General features: G+C 44.1%; 16 protein-coding genes. 4 read left to right on the top strand and 12 right to left on the bottom strand.

Going from position 1 to position 18,442, the window contains the following annotated elements; genetic code table 11:
• Positions 1–3: 3 nt before the first annotated feature.
• From modB to SporoP17a_RS00945, 4 genes are all read left to right on the top strand, one after another.
• Positions 4–678, top strand: coding sequence for a molybdate ABC transporter permease subunit (gene modB, locus SporoP17a_RS00960; protein WP_083031082.1), 675 nt, complete (start codon positions 4–6; stop codon positions 676–678).
• Positions 679–696: 18 nt separating this feature from the next.
• A complete protein-coding gene (locus SporoP17a_RS00955; protein WP_083031079.1) occupies positions 697–1,362 on the top strand; it encodes an ABC transporter ATP-binding protein in 666 nt (221 codons plus the stop codon).
• 129 nt (positions 1,363–1,491) lie between these two features.
• Complete coding sequence (fni, locus tag SporoP17a_RS00950) at positions 1,492–2,523, top strand: type 2 isopentenyl-diphosphate Delta-isomerase (RefSeq protein WP_083031076.1); 1,032 nt, start codon at positions 1,492–1,494, stop codon at positions 2,521–2,523.
• A 43-nt stretch (positions 2,524–2,566) separates the two neighbouring features.
• Entirely contained in the window at positions 2,567–2,941 is a 375-nt protein-coding gene (locus SporoP17a_RS00945; protein ID WP_083031073.1) for an rRNA methyltransferase, read from the top strand.
• A gap of 1,212 nt (positions 2,942–4,153) precedes the next feature.
• Here SporoP17a_RS00945 and SporoP17a_RS00940 read toward each other — a convergent pair.
• The 12 genes from SporoP17a_RS00940 to SporoP17a_RS00885 form a co-directional block, all read right to left on the bottom strand.
• Positions 4,154–6,154, bottom strand: a complete 2,001-nt coding sequence (locus tag SporoP17a_RS00940; protein ID WP_083031070.1) for a helix-turn-helix domain-containing protein — start codon at positions 6,152–6,154, stop codon at positions 4,154–4,156.
• Positions 6,155–6,300: 146 nt separating this feature from the next.
• Positions 6,301–7,287, bottom strand: a complete 987-nt coding sequence (locus SporoP17a_RS00935) for an electron transfer flavoprotein subunit alpha/FixB family protein (RefSeq protein WP_083031056.1) — start codon at positions 7,285–7,287, stop codon at positions 6,301–6,303.
• Between the two features lie 30 nt (positions 7,288–7,317).
• Positions 7,318–8,091, bottom strand: coding sequence for an electron transfer flavoprotein subunit beta/FixA family protein (locus SporoP17a_RS00930; protein ID WP_083031053.1), 774 nt, complete (start codon positions 8,089–8,091; stop codon positions 7,318–7,320).
• Positions 8,092–8,124: 33 nt separating this feature from the next.
• Positions 8,125–9,567 (bottom strand): MFS transporter, encoded by a 1,443-nt coding sequence (locus SporoP17a_RS00925; RefSeq protein WP_083031050.1) that lies wholly within the window; start codon positions 9,565–9,567, stop codon positions 8,125–8,127.
• Positions 9,568–9,718: 151 nt separating this feature from the next.
• Positions 9,719–11,206 carry an aldehyde dehydrogenase family protein gene (locus tag SporoP17a_RS00920; protein ID WP_083031048.1) on the bottom strand — a complete coding sequence of 496 codons (1,488 nt, stop codon included), beginning with the start codon at positions 11,204–11,206 and terminating at the stop codon, positions 9,719–9,721.
• Between the two features lie 18 nt (positions 11,207–11,224).
• Positions 11,225–12,358, bottom strand: a complete 1,134-nt coding sequence (locus tag SporoP17a_RS00915) for an acyl-CoA dehydrogenase family protein (protein WP_083031045.1) — start codon at positions 12,356–12,358, stop codon at positions 11,225–11,227.
• 20 nt (positions 12,359–12,378) lie between these two features.
• Entirely contained in the window at positions 12,379–13,575 is a 1,197-nt protein-coding gene (locus tag SporoP17a_RS00910) for an acyl-CoA dehydrogenase family protein (protein WP_083031042.1), read from the bottom strand.
• A 31-nt stretch (positions 13,576–13,606) separates the two neighbouring features.
• The gene (locus SporoP17a_RS00905) at positions 13,607–14,044 is read right to left on the bottom strand and encodes a Zn-ribbon domain-containing OB-fold protein (protein ID WP_083031039.1); all 438 of its coding nucleotides are present in this window, start codon (positions 14,042–14,044) and stop codon (positions 13,607–13,609) included.
• An 11-nt stretch (positions 14,045–14,055) separates the two neighbouring features.
• Positions 14,056–15,216 carry a thiolase C-terminal domain-containing protein gene (locus SporoP17a_RS00900; RefSeq protein ID WP_083031037.1) on the bottom strand — a complete coding sequence of 387 codons (1,161 nt, stop codon included), beginning with the start codon at positions 15,214–15,216 and terminating at the stop codon, positions 14,056–14,058.
• Between the two features lie 30 nt (positions 15,217–15,246).
• On the bottom strand, positions 15,247–15,672 hold the full coding sequence (locus tag SporoP17a_RS00895) for a MaoC/PaaZ C-terminal domain-containing protein (protein ID WP_083031034.1): 426 nt from the start codon (positions 15,670–15,672) through the stop codon (positions 15,247–15,249).
• A 14-nt stretch (positions 15,673–15,686) separates the two neighbouring features.
• On the bottom strand, positions 15,687–16,130 hold the full coding sequence (locus SporoP17a_RS00890) for an FAS1-like dehydratase domain-containing protein (protein ID WP_083031031.1): 444 nt from the start codon (positions 16,128–16,130) through the stop codon (positions 15,687–15,689).
• A 14-nt stretch (positions 16,131–16,144) separates the two neighbouring features.
• On the bottom strand, positions 16,145–18,295 hold the full coding sequence (locus SporoP17a_RS00885) for an acetate--CoA ligase family protein (protein WP_083031028.1): 2,151 nt from the start codon (positions 18,293–18,295) through the stop codon (positions 16,145–16,147).
• Positions 18,296–18,442 lie beyond the last annotated feature (147 nt).

Genomic DNA, 18,442 nt, shown 5'->3' with positions numbered 1-18,442 from the left:
GATATGGATTATTCACCTTTACTATTATCTTTGAAAGTAGCTGCTATCTCCACTTTCTTCGTTTTTGTAGCAGGTGTGTTCATCGCGTATTTACTTGCAAAGCGTGATTTCTTCGGAAAAAGCATATTGGAAGCTTTGTTTTTATTGCCACTCGTGTTACCACCGACCGTTGTCGGCTTCGGTTTACTCATTTTATTCGGGAAAAAGGGCTGGATTGGCAGTTGGTTGCTCGAATGGTTCGATTTCCAAATTGTTTTTACGTGGATCGGCGCTGTGATCGCTTCGATTGTTGTATCCTTTCCTTTAATGTATCAAAGCGCAGCGGCCGCGTTTGAAAGTCTCGATGAACGATTATCGAATGCTGCACGTACGATGGGCGCTTCAGAATGGCGTGTGTTCTGGTCAGTCGTATTTCCTCTCGCTTGGCCAGGGTTACTGGCAGGATTAGTTCTGTCATTCGCTAGAGGCCTTGGGGAATTCGGTGCAACATTGATGTTGGCAGGGTACATACCGGGTAAAACCGACACCATTCCGATGGCGATTTATTTCGCCGTAGAGTCGGGACAAATGGAAAGAGCGACGTTTTGGGTCGTCATCATCATTACATTCGGATTTACTTTGATTTTATGGGTGAATTGGTGGAGCAAGCGAAATATTAGACGTTTTACGAAATCTTGAGTCTAAGGGGGAAATGACATGCTGCATGTGGAAATCAATAAACCACTCGCGCATTTTGAGATGAACATTCATTTTACAATGCGCAATGAAATCCTAGTGTTAGTCGGCCCATCTGGCTCTGGTAAAACAACGATTTTGAACTTTATTGCAGGGCTTGCACAGCCGGATCACGGACTGATTCGTTCAAATGAATGCACGTTTTTTGAAACGGGTGAAAAACCGTTGCCCGCTCGTGAACGGCAAATCGGTTATTTATTTCAAGACTACGCATTATTTCCGCATATGACAGTGGAGAAGAATATTTGGTTTGGTGTGAGGAAGAATGAACGAAAAGAAAGCAATGAAATGATTTACCAGTTGCTTCAAGTACTAGGGATTGAACATTTATTGCAGAAGTATCCACATCAAGTTTCAGGCGGAGAAAAACAACGTGTAGCACTAGCTAGGGCACTGGCTACACAGCCTTCTGTGTTACTGCTAGATGAACCGTTGTCCGCACTCGATAAAGAAACGCGGAAGCAGTGCCAAGACGAGCTCTTACGTTTACATGCCATGTGGAACATTCCATTCATTGTTGTGACACATGATCTTGAGGAAGCAGAACGCCTCGGTGATCGCATAATATACCTTCATCAAGGACAAATAACAGATGAAAAGTGGCGAAAACATGTAGTTTCCATGTAGTAAAACGTACAAAGCTCTGATTTCATTTCAGAGCTTTTTTATATTTTGTGTAATCGATATAGAACAGCTATAATTCATAGTAACCGACTAATATAAAAATGGGTTTACTAGTAGATAGGAGTTAAAATCATGGGCAAGCAACTGAATGACCGGAAAGCACAGCATATTCAAATCGTGTTGGATGAACACGTGACTGGAAATGCGATTACGACAGGTTTGGAGCAGTATGAATTTCTGCATAATGCTTTACCTGAATTATCATTTGACGACATCAATATAGAGCAAAATTTTTTAAATAGATCATGCAAAACACCCTTTTTAATCAGTTCAATGACGGGTGGTGCAGATTTTGCGGAAACAATTAATCGGAACCTAGCACTTGCTGCGGAACAAAGAGGCTGGGCCCTGGCATTAGGTTCGACACGTGCTTTAATCGAGAGCAAAGCATTCCGACCTTCATTTGCATTACGAAAATACGCTCCAACAGTACCCATTATTGCGAATTTAGGCGCTGTACAGTTAAATTACGGATTCTCCGCAGACGAATGTCGCCAAATTATCGAGTATACCGATGCAGATGCGTTAGTTTTACACATTAATATTTTACAAGAAGTTATTCAGCCTGAAGGTAATACGAATTTTAATAATTTATTATGTAAAATTGAGAAGCTGTGCAATGAATTAACGGTCCCTGTCGGTATTAAAGAAGTTGGATGGGGAATAGATGGTCAAACTGCTAAGAAACTTCTAGACATCGGTGTGTCGTTTATTGATGTTGCTGGAGCAGGAGGGACGTCTTGGAGTCAAGTAGAGAAACATCGTACGACTTCGATCAAACAGCAAGCAGCTGAAGCGTTCAGTGAATGGGGAATTCGAACAGCTGACTCACTACAGCTAGTTACACCTCATATGAACGATAATTTATTAATTGCAAGTGGTGGACTTCATACAGGTGTCGACGCTGCAAAATGTCTCGCGTTAGGTGCAGATTTTGTCGGTTTTGGTCGAGCGATTTTAGAAGAAGCTACTAAATCAGCTGAAAGCGTTTTCCAGACAATGGAAGTTCGCGAGCTAGAATTACGCATGGCGATGTTTGCAACAGGTTCTGCGAATATCCAGGCGTTACAACAAACCGATCGATTACTAAAGATTAACTCGTGAATATAGTATTTACGAGTTTTTCATATCTAAGGAGGAAATTATTATGTGGAAATTAGTAAATGGTAAAATGATTCAAACTACAGATGAAACACGGATTAAATTCCGCACGAATATCAGTCAAGAGATTTTATTGCAGTTAGAAGAATTATCTGAAGTACATGATACATATAGCAATTATTTATTAGAAAATGGATTACGGAACGTATTAGCTGCAGGAGTTATTGAGTACGACAAAAATTTGCGTCCAAAAGATCGAATTCAATATAAAACAACGTATGACCAAGAATTATTGGAATCCGTTAAGCAACTAGCAAAAGATCATAAATTATTCATTAACGATGTCATTGAGTACAGTGTAGGACATATCGATTTTACAGACATCAAAACTAAAGATCATAAGAATCGCTTAGAAAGCTAGCGCGGGAAGGATACGCGGAGAGTAGAATATGTATAGATCGTAGAACGCCCCGAACATAATATAAATTATAGGAAGTAACGTTTCACTTGTAAGTATACTTGTGATAGTGAGATATCAGCGATTTTTTTGCTGAATTTCACTATCGTCTTATTATAATTACTTAACCAGTTCATTCAATGTTTTGGATATGTACGCGTTTGCTGTTCTTTTTCATGTGTTCATACTATGTTATGTTTCATTCCTTCACTGAGTTTTATATACGGTTTTATTATGTCGACAATCAATCTTACTAGATGAACTGAACCAGCTTTTTCATTGTGTCGTTTGTTTGGGCTTTTAACATGCTGATCCATCGTTCTTCATGCTAGTTATCCTTTTGCCAAAATTAACTGATCACTTCTCATATTAACTTAATGGGTTTATCGTAGATGTCCTTTATGTGGTCCCTAATCGCCTTCCTTGATTGCTTATCGTGCGATAAGTATGGTGTATCATGTTGTCTGGTGCGAGTAGTTATCTATTGAACAAGGGTTATTTGGAACCAGGTTTCTCGGGAATATTCAATATGTTTAGTTTTTTCCTTCAATATGAACCTGATAATTATCACTTCTATAGTGCTTATATGTTCGTGTTTTATTAATTGCTGATATACACTATAAATTTTTATATGTACATAACCTTATACGTAGGAAGCCTGGCTTATTGAAACCTCAGCACCCTTGCTGCTTAACAAATCAGTTATTCATTATAAATAATGCGTAGCTTAAACAAACATCTTGCTCTATATGGTTTATACAGGCTCTCAATTCTCACGTTCTTTATTAGACAGATCTTAAATGAGTTATCGAGAAAAAGATTTTGCTTTCTTTTCCTAAGTGAGTTAATAAATCATCTGAAACCGTTATTTTTGCGTAAAGTATCCTTGCTGTTCCCCATCCCCTGTCCTTGATTACTGTTCGTGGAATATTTATAGTTTATTGATGTATATGATGCGAAGTAAGTGATGTAACAAGGATTATTTGGAACCAGGTTTCGTAAGATTATACAATGCTTAATTATTTGCACTTTATTCATAAAAAAGCAAAGCTCGACAAAATCTGAGCTTTGCTTAGTATACCTTATATAGCGTCTGTATGTTCGCTTTTTAACGAAATATATTTTTTGTTTTTTGTGTTAACAGAGTTTAACTTACACGTTTACTATTATGCCGCCTTAGTTTAACCAATTTTTCATCTTTTTATAGACGGTTTGTGACGGCAACGCTCCGCCTCGTTCAATATTGCTTATATAGGAGGTTGAAATATTCAATTCGTCGGACACTTGTTTCAGTGTCAGGCCACGAGTGATTCGACATTCCTTAAAATCACTACCGATGTTTTGGCAGATTTCTTCTTTCGTTTGGATTAAAGTAAATTTGTTTGGCACCTTGGTGGATTTCTTTCTCTCGATTGGCTCATAATAGCTCACAATCTCGTCAGGCGGTGCGATGATGATCGTAGCATCTAACCAAATACGCAACCATCCTTTTTTCGACATATGGTCTTCATCCCATTGATTGTATTGCCAAAATGTGATGACGCCTTCTTCTTCAAGTAGATCGAGAGCTTTCTCCAGACGATCGCGAATGCGTGATGGAGCTTGTGAGTCGGCTTGTAGTCCTATTTTTTCGAGCAATGTACTGATTTTATGAGACTGCAAGTAACTTGCTTTGCGTGCTTGTGTACGCCAACGCCAACTAATATACCGAATGAGCTTTTTCTCCCATTTACGTTGGTATGGATTGAATTCGATTGCTTGATTTGGTAATAGTTTTACTTGTCTAGCAGATCCCAGTAAAAAATGATCAAATACTTCTCCGATCATGACATATAAACGCTCAGGCAGTGGTTCTTCAGTAAATCGGAACAGACTTCCATCTTCATTTGTGAAATGAAACGCGCGCCCTTGTATCTTCTTGTTTACGGGTTTACCTTGTTCATAGACTACTACGCTATCTAGTTCCAGCCATAGTGATTGTATAACGGAAAGCGCTTTCATAACTTGGATACGTTGTTCTTTTTCGTAACCACCTCTTCGCCCGGTTCCTCCAAGTTTATGTTTGAGTCCACGGATTGTCAGCAGATCATCAAACCGAATTTCTACTTGGACTTCCGACTGCCGGGATTGCGCCAAATACAAATGACATAGCGAATCTAGTACATCGACATCGACTTCGGATAAGGCGCAGGCATAGTTATGCAGCAGAGTCATGTGGCTGGCTGTCTGATCTTCTTCGTTCGGAAGTAATTGCAGTGAACCCGCTAATCTAGTGCCTTGAATAGTGGCTCGCGGCCATTGATCGGACTCACAGACGAATCTCTGGTTAGAAATTGCTTCGGTAATGAATTGATACACGACATTACTCATGACGATCAGATTATTCGTTTTTGCTGTGGCTTCGGTAGGTTGATGTATGGAAAATTGTGCGCTAACTCCGAGTAATTCATTAATCTGCTCCATTGAGTTTCTTTCCGATTCAAACTTCGCGAGTATTTCGGACACCATTTTTTCAATATAGATATTGACATCAGAAGTAAATGTATTTAAAAAGCTATCGTTAGAAGTGAAACTTGCGCTCATTTTTTCGAGGAATAATGCATTTAGCTCTTCTTTGTCAAGAGTGTTCAGCATATCATAACCATGCTTTACGATTAACTCGTTGACGGTATAATTCTTTAAATAAGTTCTATACCATGTGCTGAATACATTCCAGGAATTCTCATCATTGAGTCCGACGTGTGCGCGCAGCATTTTATCGTATTTATCATATAATTTATTAATAATTTCCCATTTGAGTGTTGGCTTATTCGCAAGCAATGGTGAAAGATGACTTTCATAGGTTCTAAAAAATTTAGCGATCATGAATTCTGTCGCCTTCGCGAGTAGTTCACGCCTCGCATCTACGCGCATCTTGAAAAACAAGTCCACGTTTTCATCGTAGTGTTGCTGACGGACGACGAATGTCTCATTTTTCACTCTCGGGAAAATGCGGTTGGCGTCCACTTTTTTTCGTACGTTTTCAGATGGGAAGTTCAGTAAGTAATTATAATCAAAAAAGTTAGGTTGACGGTCGTAAATGATAATCACTTGGAAGCGGTCGATTTTATTTGCAATCGTTTGTTGGTGGAGTAGTTCGTAGTTCGTATCGTTCAACAGTAAATCGTAATTGATCAAAAATTATCCCCCCGATAAACCGTAAGTTTCAAGTAGTATATCATGAGTTTACAGAATTATCTATACGCCTTTGCGATAATAAAGTAAGCGAATTAGGCAAAACAGCCCGTACAGTTCATGAATTGAACTGTACGGGCTGTTTACATTTAGGATACGAGTGAACCTTCTAACTTGATTTCTTTTATTAGTAACGGAAGAATTTCGAATAAGTCCCCGACGATTCCGTAATCTGCCATGTTGAAGATATTCGCTTCTGCATCACTGTTAATGGCAACAATTACTTTGGAGTTCGACATACCGGCCATGTGCTGAATAGCACCCGAGATGCCTACTGCAATATAAAGGTCTGGCGTCACGACTTTACCCGTTTGGCCGATTTGCAAGGAGTAATCACAATAATCTGCGTCACACGCGCCACGTGATGCCCCTACAGCGCCGCCGAGCAGTTCTGCTAGCTCATACAATGCCTTGAAGCCTTCCGCGCTTTTAACGCCACGTCCGCCAGCGATGACGATCTTTGCTTCGGATAAGTCGACGCCTTCCGTTTTCTTGCGGATCACTTCTTTGACAATCGTACGTAAGTCTTTAACATCCACTTCTTTTGCTATGATATCGCCTGTACGGCTTGTGTCACGCTCGATGGCTGATATATTATTCGGACGAATCGTTGCGAAAAGAACCCCTTTGTCTTTAATGATTTTCTTCTCGAATGCCTTACCGGAGTAAATCGGTCTAGTGAAAACGACTTGGCCATCTTCTTTTCCGATTGCCACTGCATCCGATATCAAACCGAGCTCTAAGCGGCTTGCGATTTTAGGCGTTACATCTTTACCGATAGATGTATGCCCCATAATGATCGCGGATGGATTTTCTTCTTGCATCACTTCCATCATAACTTGCCCATAACCTTCCGAAGTATAGTTGCTTAAATTCGTGTGAGCTACCGTAATCGCTCGATCAGCACCATGCTGAATCATTTCATTAGCTGGTGTTTGTAAATCACCGTCACCCATGACCAATGCTATAATTTCCGCATCGCCATCCAGTTGTTTCGCGGCTGCGATGGTCTCATAACTTACTTTTCGTAGATTTCCTTGTTGCAATTCACCAATTACTAGTATTTTTTCACTCATAATAAAACCCCTTTCCATTTCAAAGCTCACTTACATTACTTTCGCTTTATTTCTCAATAAATCGACCAACTCTTTCACTTGGCTTTCTGTTTCTCCTGCCAGAATACGTCCTGCTTGTTTTGTAGGTGGCAAAAACACTGCAATGGTTGCCGTCTTAGCTGCTACGTCGTCTTCATCGAGATCTAAATCATCTAGCTCTAGTTGCTCAAGAGGCTTCTTTTTCGCTTTCATAATACCTGGTAGCGAGGTATATCTCGGCTCATTCAATCCTTGCTGGCATGTAACCAGCACGGGAAGTGGTACTTCAATTCTCTCTCGATCGCCTTCTACGTCTTTTTCGACTGTTGCTAGACCGTCAACGATTTCTAGTTTGACAATTGTTGTGATGAATGGCATATCCAGACGCTCAGCAAGACGAGGACCGACTTGACCGCTTGCCTCGTCGATCGCGACATTACCAGCGAGAATCAGATCTGCTTCGCGTTCTTCAAAAAATTTCTCGAGAATTTTCGCTGTCGTAAACTGATCACCTTCGTCCAGGTCGTCATCCGTGTTGATCAGTACCGCATGATCGGCTCCCATGGCTAGCGCTGTGCGTAGCTGTTTCTCCGAGTCCTGATCGCCAATGGTTACGACGGTTACCGTACCACCGTGCGCGTCACGCTGTTGGATGGCTTCTTCTACGGCGTATTCATCGTATGGATTAATAATGAACTCTGCACCGCTTTCATCGATTTGGCCACCTGACACGGAAATGGCTTCTTCCGTGTCGAATGTTTTTTTCAGTAAGACATAAATATTCATAGTAAAGACTCCTCTCTGTACACAACAGCAAATTTATTTGATTTCTTCAATATTTAAAGGCTTCGGAATGATTTTCGTCCCGAGTAAATCGTTTTCATTCGTATGGATTCCAGGAATAGTCCGCGGAATCAACGGCAAGAACAACAAAGCGATGACAACGAAGCCCATGATGACCCAGGAAGTACTGACTACTGCACCGACGTTGTTACCACTTGCACTGAAGATCGAGAAAGCGACTAAAGCAAAAGAGGCGCCCAATCTTTGAGCTATGCTTTCAATTACTGTATTCGTAAATGTCACGACGTTCATGCGTTCTATTGACGCTTCTGAAACGATCAAGCCTTTCACTGCAGGCGTTTGGAAACCGACCCCTATTCCGATCAGGCTCATGGAGATGAACAAATAGATGAACGGTGTCGTCAGGGTAACGAAGTTCAACATGATAATTCCCGAAGCAAATACGAGAATTCCTGAGCCTATAATCGTTCGAGCTGAAAGTTTCTTCAAAATTCTTCCACTGAAATACGCCGCGACCGAAGTACCTAGGAATACCGCCATCTGTAAAAACCCGACCGTCGTGGCCGCTTTACCTTGGACGTTCTGGACGAAGAAGGTCAATAAGTACATGATGCCTGTGTACCCGAGGAAAATGAATACGGCAATCGTCGTCGGAACCCAGAAATTACGGTTCACCGCATACTTCAAATCAAGCAATGGTGCTTTTTGTTTCTTCTCAACAAAGATTAAGATGATCAACGCCGCCACAAACACGAGCAATGATGGAATCCACATACCTGATTCGATACCGAAGCTGTTGATAAATGTCGGAATCGTCAGTAGACCTAACAACAAAATAATAACGAATGCCAATCCAAGAACATCCAACTTCTTTCGTGCATGTACTTTGACATGTGGGACAAAAGCGAAGAGCGCAATTCCTACTCCACCAAGAACAGCAGTGAACATAAAGCTCGCTTGCCAGTTGGCTGTATCGACGATCATGCCACTGATAATTGGCCCGAACACTGAACCGATCGTAATGAATGCCGCAAATGTTCCAATCGCTTTCGCTCGCTGGGTACCGACCATGAACTTTCCAGCATAGGCAATTCCCGATGGCGCAATCGCTGCTCCAGAGATTCCCTTGAAGAACAATCCGAGAACGAGCACCCAAAATGAAAAGGAAAACGCGACAAGCAGTGAACCGATCACCATAAAGATCCCACCGATTAGGATCACGATCTTTAATCCGAATGAATCACCAATCCATCCGAGCAATGGCTGGAAACCTGTCAATCCGATAGCCAAACCAAGTTGCATCCACACTGCGTAGCCCGGCGTCAGATTAAATTCCGCTATCATATGTGGATAGGCTGGAAGATGGGTCGCTAAACTTAACATAATAAAGAACGCTCCGAAACTTATGAACAAAAAACCTCTATTAATCGATTGATCCTTCAATGCCGCTTCATTCATATAGTGGCCTCCCTTTATCGATGTTGTACTAGTTTTTACGCTTTATTATGTCAAATCTAGCTGTGATGTGAAAAATCTGCAGAAGGAGTTTTCAGCATGCTTGGCGCAAAACCGAAGCTCTCCCGCCACAGATCTTATCGTTCCTAATGGACTACCTGATATTGATAACACACGCTTTTTCCTGTGAATAATCGAGAATCGAGTCCGTACCGTACCCACTTTCCTTCACACCGCTAAACGGCAGATCTGCTCCGACTCTAGCGTACGTATTCACCCATACGTTGCCCGCTTGGAGCTGATCGACCATTCGGTGAGCGAGACCCAAGTTCTGTGTCCAAACCCCCGCCGCTAAACCGAAGTTCGTGTCATTGGCAATGTGAATCGCTTCTTCTTCTGTATCGAACGGAATCGCAACCGCCACCGGACCGAAAATTTCTTCACGGGCAAGTTTCGTGCTGTTATCCACTACCTTCACGAGCGTAGGTTGCACCCAGTAGCCGTCCGCATATTCCGGCTGACCAGGTAGAACGGCTTCCCCGCCATACTGTCCGCCAAAGACGATCTCGTAGTCGTCTTTTGATGCCTCGTCGATATAGCCGCAGACTGACTTGAATTGTGCTTCATTGGCGATCGGTCCCATTGTATTCGTCGTATCTAGCGTATTGCCGTGCTTGACGAATTCTTTGTCTGTCATCAACTCTTTCAAGCGGTTGATCACTTCATCATAAATGGAACGCTGGATTATCATACGTGACCCACCTACACAAATTTGACCAGAATTTGGCGTGAAGATTCCGTTGATCAATCCATAAACCGCTTCCTCGATATTCGCGTCTTCAAAGACGATATTCGGTGACTTCCCACCCAGTTCGAAGATCAGTGACTTCGGTGAATGAGCAGTAGCTTTCGTGATTCGTTCCGCTGTGGCCTTAGAGCCAGTCAAACTCACTTTATTCACTTCTTCGTGACTGACGAGATAATCCCCGATTTCTCGACCCGCCCCCGAAATAACATTGAGCACACCTGGAGGTAAGATGTGTGAAATTAATTCCCCATAGCGTAGAGATCCAACCGCTCCACTTTCAGCTGGCTTGATCACGACCGTATTTCCTGCTGCGAGTGCATAGGCCGCCTTGATTGTGAATGTGAACAACGGTGCATTCCAAGGTAAGATGCCAACGACTACTCCGTATGGCTTTCGTACAGTGTATCCAAAATCTCCCGTTCCCATTTGTACGGTACGGCCTTGTGCACCTACTAATGTGGCTGCACCTGCCGCGTCGTACCAAACTTGCTTGAGTACTTCTGCGAGATAACCATATTCGTCGAGCACCCAGCCGTTGTTGCGCGTCTCGAGTGCCAGTAGCTCCGACGCATGATCGGAAATCATATCCCCGATCTTGCGCATATAATCGCCGCGTGTACGTGCCGGTAGATTCGACCAGTCTTCAAATGCTCCGCGTGCCGCCTGGATGACGAGTTCCGCGTCTTCTTTCTTACTGGACGGAATCTTTGCCCACACTTCGCCTGTTGACGGGTCGATACTATCCGATACGGCCCCGTCCTGCGCTTGTACGGTCTTGCCGTTGATGATGTTACCGTATGTCGTCAATTTGGATTTCTCGGATACGTTTGTCATATAGTTTCCTCCTTCAATTTACCAGCCTAGTGAAGCGACTACTTTTTCTTGATAGAAAGGGGTGGAGCCTACATACTGATCGTAGTAGCGCGCGCGCTTCACGTATAAATGGCAATCGATTTCTTCAGTGAATCCGATTCCGCCGTGGATTTGAATATTATGTGCCGAGACTTCGATGAATTTCTCCGTCGCATATGTACGGGCGCTATATACTGTTGCTTCTCGGTCGGATTCGTCCGTATCCACTACCCAGTTGGCATAATGGCTCAGTGAACGAGCAATTTCCAAATTCACTTTCATGTTGACAATACTGTGTTTGATCGCTTGGAAGCGGCCGATCGCTTGGCCAAACTGCTCGCGAATCTTCGCATATTCGTTCGCCATCTGGACGACCTGCTCCATTGCCCCGACGATGTAGGAACTAAGTGCAGCATTAAAGTATAATAAACCTTCTTGAAGCTGCGTCCAGCCTTTGTCCAGTTCCCCTATAATTTGATTTTCTTCGATGATGAAGTTTTGGAATTCAACTTTCGACACATGTTTGGATTCATCAAAGGATGATTGTTTCTCGATCTTCATGTCTTCTGTCTGATCGATGAGCACAAGTGATAGTCCGTCTTCTTGATCTTCCTCGTTTGTGCGTACGAGTACGAGGAACGCATCCGCAAGTTCCGCTTCGGGTACAAGCGTCTTCGTACCGTTGAGCACATACTGTCCGTCTTGTTGCACCAATGTACAGTGGATACCAGCTGGTGAGAAGTCATTGAAAGGTTCCAAGGCCGCGAATGAAATCCATTTTTCTCCCGAAGCGATCGCTGGCAAATTGTGTTGTTTTTGCTCCTCTGTCGCATATTTCTTGAGGGTCGGTACTGCTAGCGCGGAAGTTTCCATGAACAAGCCAGGTACTAATGAACGTCCCATCTCTTCAAACGTTGGCACGAGATCAAGTGCCTCGAGGTCCATACCGCCATATTCTTCAGGAATATTGATGCCGCTGCATCCGAGTTCAGCCAATGTCGTGTACACTTTCTTCAAGCTTTGCGGGTTGTCATCGATCATTTCCCGAGCTATTTGTGTGCCGCCGAATTTATCTAGCATTTTGCGAATATGTCCACGAAACATTTCTTGCTCTTCTGTTAATGAAAAGTCCATATTTCATCCCTCCTACTCTATTAACGTCCCATGTCTTTTGGCAATCCCAGTACCCGCTCGCCAATCGTATTGCGTTGTACTTCACTCGTACCGCCACCGATTGTCTGTCCGAATGAGGCTAGGAATAAATGCTGCCATTTCGGATCGGCTACAGCGTCTTTATCAACTAACACGCCCTGATGTCCTTGGATTTCCACTGCGAATGCCGAAAGTGCTTGGTTCAGCTCGGTTACGACCAACTTATCGATGGATGTTTCCGCACCAGGCTGACCGTTCTTGATCGTAGTCGTCAAGTTTTTATAGTAATTCAAGAGTGATCCACGTACGCGAGCGTAGAAACTCGCCAATTTTTGTCGGATGGCAGGATTTTCGATCAATGGTTTGCCATTCACTTTATACTGCTGTGCCAGTTCCACCGTATCGTTGAATTGTTTTTCGAGTGTGAAGAGTTCTGCCCCGATCCCCGTGCGCTCATGAAGCATCAAAGCGATCAATACATGCCAGCCTGAATCCACTTGTCCGACGATATCCGCATCCGTCGCTACAGCATCTGTCATATACACTTCGTTAAATTCTGAATGTCCGTCCATCTGAACAATCGGCAGTGTTTCGACGCCCGGCTGGTGCATATCCATCATGAACACCGTAATACCGCGGTGTTTCTTTTCTGGGTGCGTACTCGTTCGTGTCAGTAGGAAACATTTATCCGCCACGTGACCAAAACTTGTCCAGACTTTCTGGCCATTGATGAGCCAGTGATCGCCGTCTTTTACCGCACGTGTTTTCAGGCCTGTTAAATCCGACCCTGCGCCCGGCTCTGAATAGCCCTGACACCATATTTCTTCACCCGTCAAGATTTTCTTCAAATATCTCTCTTTTTGTTCATCCGTTCCAATGTCGATCAACGTAGGGCCTACCATATGGATCCCGATATAGTTGATGAGTGGCGGTGCTTTGACACGTACCATTTCCTGATGGTAGATGATTTCTTCCATGAGGCTAGCGCCGCGTCCACCGTATTCTTTCGGCCAGGCGATGGCTGCCCATCCGCCTTCGTACAATGTATGTTGCCATGCGCGTAACACACGGGAATATTCATCCAAGTCTTCTGGTAAGTCGCGCTTACCTTCTAGCCATCCTTCAGGTAGGTTTGCTTCAAGCCATGTTCGTAGTTCGGTTCTAAATTTTTCTTCTTTTTTCGTAAAAGAGAAATCCATACTCGCTCATCCTTTCTATCTCATCCATCGATCAGTTGGTAGCCGGAATCCACTGTGGCAATGCACGGTCTTCTGTAATATCGACCCATGTCATGCGAATAGGCATGCCGATCTGTAAATCTTTTTCCTCGCACTTCAAGATGTTGCCCATAATTTTCACTTCCGGTACTTGATCGAGTTGTCCGAGTGCGATAATGGTTGGCAACTCATCTTGGAAGCCCGGTAGGAATGGACGGTAGGACACTACATACGAATAGACAGTAGCTGTAATGTCGTCGCCCAACTGTTCAAAGCGGACATTTGCACTTCCGCACTTGGCGCACGTAGGGCCTGGTGGTTGTGAATAGGCTTGACAGTCATCACATTTTTGCAGAGCCAGTTGATGTTGGTCTGCCGCGTCCCAGTACGGAGCATTATCTAGATCCTTTAATGGAATCGGTTTTTGGTAAGCCGTCGTTGCTTGTGTCATAGTTATTCCTCCTAGTTTCGTAAGATCATGGCGCCTGCAATATCGGGTCCCGCCCAACCGGTACAAATACCGATCTTGCAGTCTTCTACTTGGCGGTCGGTTCCTTCATAGTCATGGCGTAGCTGTCTGACGATTTCAATCGCATTATTCATTCCATGCGTGTATCCTTCTGACAACATGCCGCCCGCTGTGTTAGTTGGCAATTTCCCGCCCATCTTTAAGTTGCCCTCTGCAACGAAATCTCCTACTTCTCCGCGTTTCGCAAATCCATAGGCTTCAAGCTGTCGCATTACAACCCAGCTGAAACAGTCATAGATGGAAGCCACGTCGATATCGTCTGGTGTGACACCCGCGTTTTCGTAGAGCTCTTCCGCTACATAATCGGAGGCGACTTGATCAATATCATTCCAGTAGTGCGCGTGTGGGTGACATTGGCGTGCAGACATACCCATGATATAGACGGGTTTTGACGTACAGTCTTGTGCTTTTTCAGCAGAAGTGACGATGATCGCATTGCCTTCATCGAGCTCGAGGCATGAATCATGGATATTGAATGGAGAACTAATATCCGGTGTAGCGAGATAGTTTTCCATCGTTAACGGTTTACCGTGCAGAAACGCTTTCGGATTACGTTGTGCATGCTCATAGAAACTCAAGCAGACATGTCCGAGATGTTCTTTCGTAATACCTGTTTCATGCATGTGACGCGTCGCGTACATGCCGAACCATTGCGATGGGCTCGCTGATCCGTATGGAATAACGAAACTTCCGCCAGCTAGTGCCCCTTGCAGCATATCCGGGTCATACCCTCGGCCTACACGTGTTCCGGAGCTTCCGTTCATGGAACGATAGATCAATACTGTGTTCAGTTGGCCTGCTTCAATGAGCGCCACCGCATCGGCGATCAGCATCTCGGTACTCGCTCCGCCACCTTGGATATCTTTGACGTATTTCGGTCGTACACCAAGATACGTTGCTAGCTGGTGAGACGTACAGGAATCTCCTTCGTTATAGTTCATAAATCCATCGATGTCCGTCGCTTTCAAACCGGCATCTTTAATCGCTGCTTTGGCAGCATCGAGTGCTAAATGAAGAGGCGTTGTCCCCGATTTTCTTGAGCGTTCGCTCTCACCTACGCCTACAATGGCATAGCGATCTTTAATAATTCCCATAGTTCTATTCCTCCTATTTCACGATGGCGATTATGTTAGTTGTAAGATGGCGCTGCCTGATCCAACCACTTCGCCCGATATTTTCTCGGCTGTCAGTTCCAGTGCAATGCACCGCTTGCCTTCTTCTTCATATGTTCGTTCGACTATACCCGAGCAGCGTATTTCATCACCCGGTACAGTCATTTTGCCAAAACGCATGTTTATATTTGCGATCCGTGCTTCTTGACCGGCAATTTTCATGACGTACTCACCAAGGAAACCCATCACCAGCATGCCGTGTGCGATGACACCGTCCATGCCGATTTTTTGGGCGAAGTCATCGTCGAGGTGCAACGGGTTAAAATCTCCGGATGCACCTGCATATTGAGCGAGCTGCACTTTCGTAATCGGCGGCTTCACCATCGGTTCAAGTTTTTGGTCAACGGTTAGTTCTTCCAACACCCAATCTTTGATCATATGAGGTCCCTCCATTAGTTCGCTAATGCGCGATAGACGATATTCATTCGGCTAATACAGACCAATTCGCCTGTTTCATTTTTCATTTCGGTATCAAGCTTTAAAAACTGCATCTTGCCGCTTTTGCCTTCTTTGTCATACAGATCGTGTACTTTGATCTGACAACGCAGTCGATCGCCTATGCGGATTGGTTTGTAGTAGATGAATTCCTGCTCGCCGTGCAACATTCTACGCTGGTCGAGATCTAGTGGCATTTTAGTCTTGCCGTCGTTCATCGCAATCGGGAATGTAGGTGGCACGATTAATCCTGCGTAAGCCGATTGCTTGGCGTAATTTTCATCCGAATAGAGTGGATGGTCGTCTCCGATTGCCGCAGCAAATTGGCCGACATGCCGACTTTCTACTTCAAAGACGTATTCTGTACTCGTTAAACCAATGACGCTTTTATCTAAGTCCATTTTCCATCCTCCTGTTACTTTGTGATGATCAATGCATCTGCCGCTACAATGCCATTTTCATAGACGATGAGCGGGTTAATATCAATTTCCTTGATTTCATTCGAATAGTCTTGAATCAATTCGGATACTTTTAGCAACACGTCGATAATGGCTTCCTTGTCGACCGGCTTTTTATTTCGGACACCTTTTAATAGTTCATAGCCTTTTAGACTTTCCATCTTATCGATCGCGTCTTGTCTTGTGATCGGTGCTACGCGGAACGATACATCTTTGAACACTTCGACGAATACCCCTCCGAGACCGAACATAATGACCGGACCGAACGTCGGATCATTCGTGACGCCTACAATGACTTCCACGCCTTCAGCTAACATTTCTTGCACGGACACGCCGTGGATCGTCGCGTGTGGACAGTTTCGAGTGGCATTTTGATAGACTTCATCAAACGCTTTTCTGACTTCTTCTGCATTGTTCACATTCAAGCGGATGCCGTCTACTTCTGTTTTGTGTGGGATATCAGGCGAATCGATTTTCAACACGACGGGATAGCCGATCGTAGCCGCAAATTCTACAGCCTCTTCTGAAGTCTGTGCAATGGCGCGTTTTGCTGTGCGAATTCCGTATTCATTCAAAATTTCGCTCGACTGCGACTCACTTAACGTCTGGTTTTCCAGTAATAGATGACGGATGTTCGTTTTATTGATTTTCTTAGGTTCAGCTTGCATTCGCTGTTTCTTTGCTTTCTCGTAAGCTTCCCTATACTCGACAAGCTTAGCTAGTGAGCGGATTGGGTTCATATCGCCTCGCACGAACGCGACACCGTGATCTTCTAGATATCCGACGCCTTTCGGAACAGACATGCCTTCAAGCGGGAACGTCGTCACGAGAACGAACTTATCGGAGTTCTCGCAAAGCTGTACAAATTCTTGTAGCTCGGGCGTGTTTTCATCCCAGTTCATTGGGAATTCAGAGAAGATGATGATGTCCGTATCCGGATCGTTGACGAGCACTTTCAATGGCTCGATAAATAATTCTGGGTGCGTAATGGAAGCCGCTGCTGTCAAATCAATCGGGTTGGAAGCGCTTGCATAACTCGGAATGTTTTTCTCTATTTCTTTTTTCACTCCATCGCTTAGCGGGTGTATGTTTAGACCGTATGATTCACAGCGATCTGCTTCGTTAATTCCTCTTCCACCGGAGCTTGTGACGATGACCGCATTTCTTCCTGTTGGCATCTTCTTCGACATGAATAGTTTGGAGAATGAAATAATGTCTACATAATCTTCCACTCGGACAATACCGGTTTGTTTGAAAAATCCGTCATATACTTGGTCGGCACCTGCAAGTGAACCCGTGTGTGACGCTGCAGCTCGACTGCCTGCACTGCTTCGTCCTGATTTCATGACGACCATCGGTTTGTTGATCTCAAGTGCGAATTTCGCCAACTCGCGTAACTTCTCAGGGTTTTTCTCTCCTTCAAGATAGCCGGTTGCGATCGTTGTGTTCGGATCATGCAGCATGTATTCCATGACGTCCGCAAAGCCTACATCGGCTTCATTGCCGACACTGACAAAATAGTTGAACGTTAAACCTTGCTGAGCCGCGGCGATATACGTTAACACGCCAAACGCGCCACTTTGTGTAACAAAGCCCGCTTCCCGTTTTTTGTTTAACGGCATATTCGTCAACCCTGGCGAGAAGGTTCCCATCAAGCCATTCGTTGTATTGAGTAAGCCGACACAGTTCGGACCGATAATGCGAATATTGTACGTGTCAGAAATGTCTTTCAGGCGTTGTTGCGCTACGATACCTGCTTCGCCAATTTCGGAATAACCTGAAGCAAAGACGATTGCCGCTTTGACACCGCTTTCACCACACTCCACCAAACATTTTTCCACTTGGTCAATGCCAACGCAGAGAATAGCTAGATCGATTTCATTCGGTACATCTTTGACGCTTGGGTAACACGTTAAGTCCGCAATTTGCTGCGCACTGCGATGGATCGGATAAATTTCTCCTGCAAATCCACCGTCAAGTAATGCTTTCAGCTGCAAGTAGCCAATTTTATTTGGATTCTCTGAAGTTCCCAGAACCGCAATCGTACGTGGATGAAATAATGGATCCAATTCTAAATTCGATACAACCTCTTCGTTTGCCAATTTCATCTACTTTTCACCTCTCCACTCTCATATGTGCTAGTTGTTTGCCTAACTTGTATAAAAGCATAACAAAGCACTCTTTTTACTATTTTTACTTTTATAGAGTAAGTAATTAATGTTATTAGCTGTGGAAAAGCTAGAATACCTCCTGAC

It is taken from the genome of Sporosarcina ureae (assembly GCF_002082015.1).
Taxonomy (GTDB): Bacteria; Bacillota; Bacilli; order Bacillales_A; family Planococcaceae; genus Sporosarcina; species Sporosarcina ureae_A.
This window is presented reverse-complemented; position numbering and strand designations above follow the sequence as displayed.

Coding starts and splice junctions, on each gene's coding strand:
- modB (WP_083031082.1), top strand. CDS start 4: ATGGATTATTCACCTTTACTATTATCTTTGAAAGTAGCTGCTATCTCC.
- SporoP17a_RS00955 (WP_083031079.1), top strand. CDS start 697: ATGCTGCATGTGGAAATCAATAAACCACTCGCGCATTTTGAGATGAAC.
- fni (WP_083031076.1), top strand. CDS start 1,492: ATGGGCAAGCAACTGAATGACCGGAAAGCACAGCATATTCAAATCGTG.
- SporoP17a_RS00945 (WP_083031073.1), top strand. CDS start 2,567: ATGTGGAAATTAGTAAATGGTAAAATGATTCAAACTACAGATGAAACA.
- SporoP17a_RS00935 (WP_083031056.1), bottom strand. CDS start 7,287: ATGAGTGAAAAAATACTAGTAATTGGTGAATTGCAACAAGGAAATCTA.
- SporoP17a_RS00930 (WP_083031053.1), bottom strand. CDS start 8,091: ATGAATATTTATGTCTTACTGAAAAAAACATTCGACACGGAAGAAGCC.
- SporoP17a_RS00925 (WP_083031050.1), bottom strand. CDS start 9,567: ATGAATGAAGCGGCATTGAAGGATCAATCGATTAATAGAGGTTTTTTG.
- SporoP17a_RS00920 (WP_083031048.1), bottom strand. CDS start 11,206: ATGACAAACGTATCCGAGAAATCCAAATTGACGACATACGGTAACATC.
- SporoP17a_RS00915 (WP_083031045.1), bottom strand. CDS start 12,358: ATGGACTTTTCATTAACAGAAGAGCAAGAAATGTTTCGTGGACATATT.
- SporoP17a_RS00910 (WP_083031042.1), bottom strand. CDS start 13,575: ATGGATTTCTCTTTTACGAAAAAAGAAGAAAAATTTAGAACCGAACTA.
- SporoP17a_RS00905 (WP_083031039.1), bottom strand. CDS start 14,044: ATGACACAAGCAACGACGGCTTACCAAAAACCGATTCCATTAAAGGAT.
- SporoP17a_RS00900 (WP_083031037.1), bottom strand. CDS start 15,216: ATGGGAATTATTAAAGATCGCTATGCCATTGTAGGCGTAGGTGAGAGC.
- SporoP17a_RS00895 (WP_083031034.1), bottom strand. CDS start 15,672: ATGATCAAAGATTGGGTGTTGGAAGAACTAACCGTTGACCAAAAACTT.
- SporoP17a_RS00890 (WP_083031031.1), bottom strand. CDS start 16,130: ATGGACTTAGATAAAAGCGTCATTGGTTTAACGAGTACAGAATACGTC.
- SporoP17a_RS00885 (WP_083031028.1), bottom strand. CDS start 18,295: ATGAAATTGGCAAACGAAGAGGTTGTATCGAATTTAGAATTGGATCCA.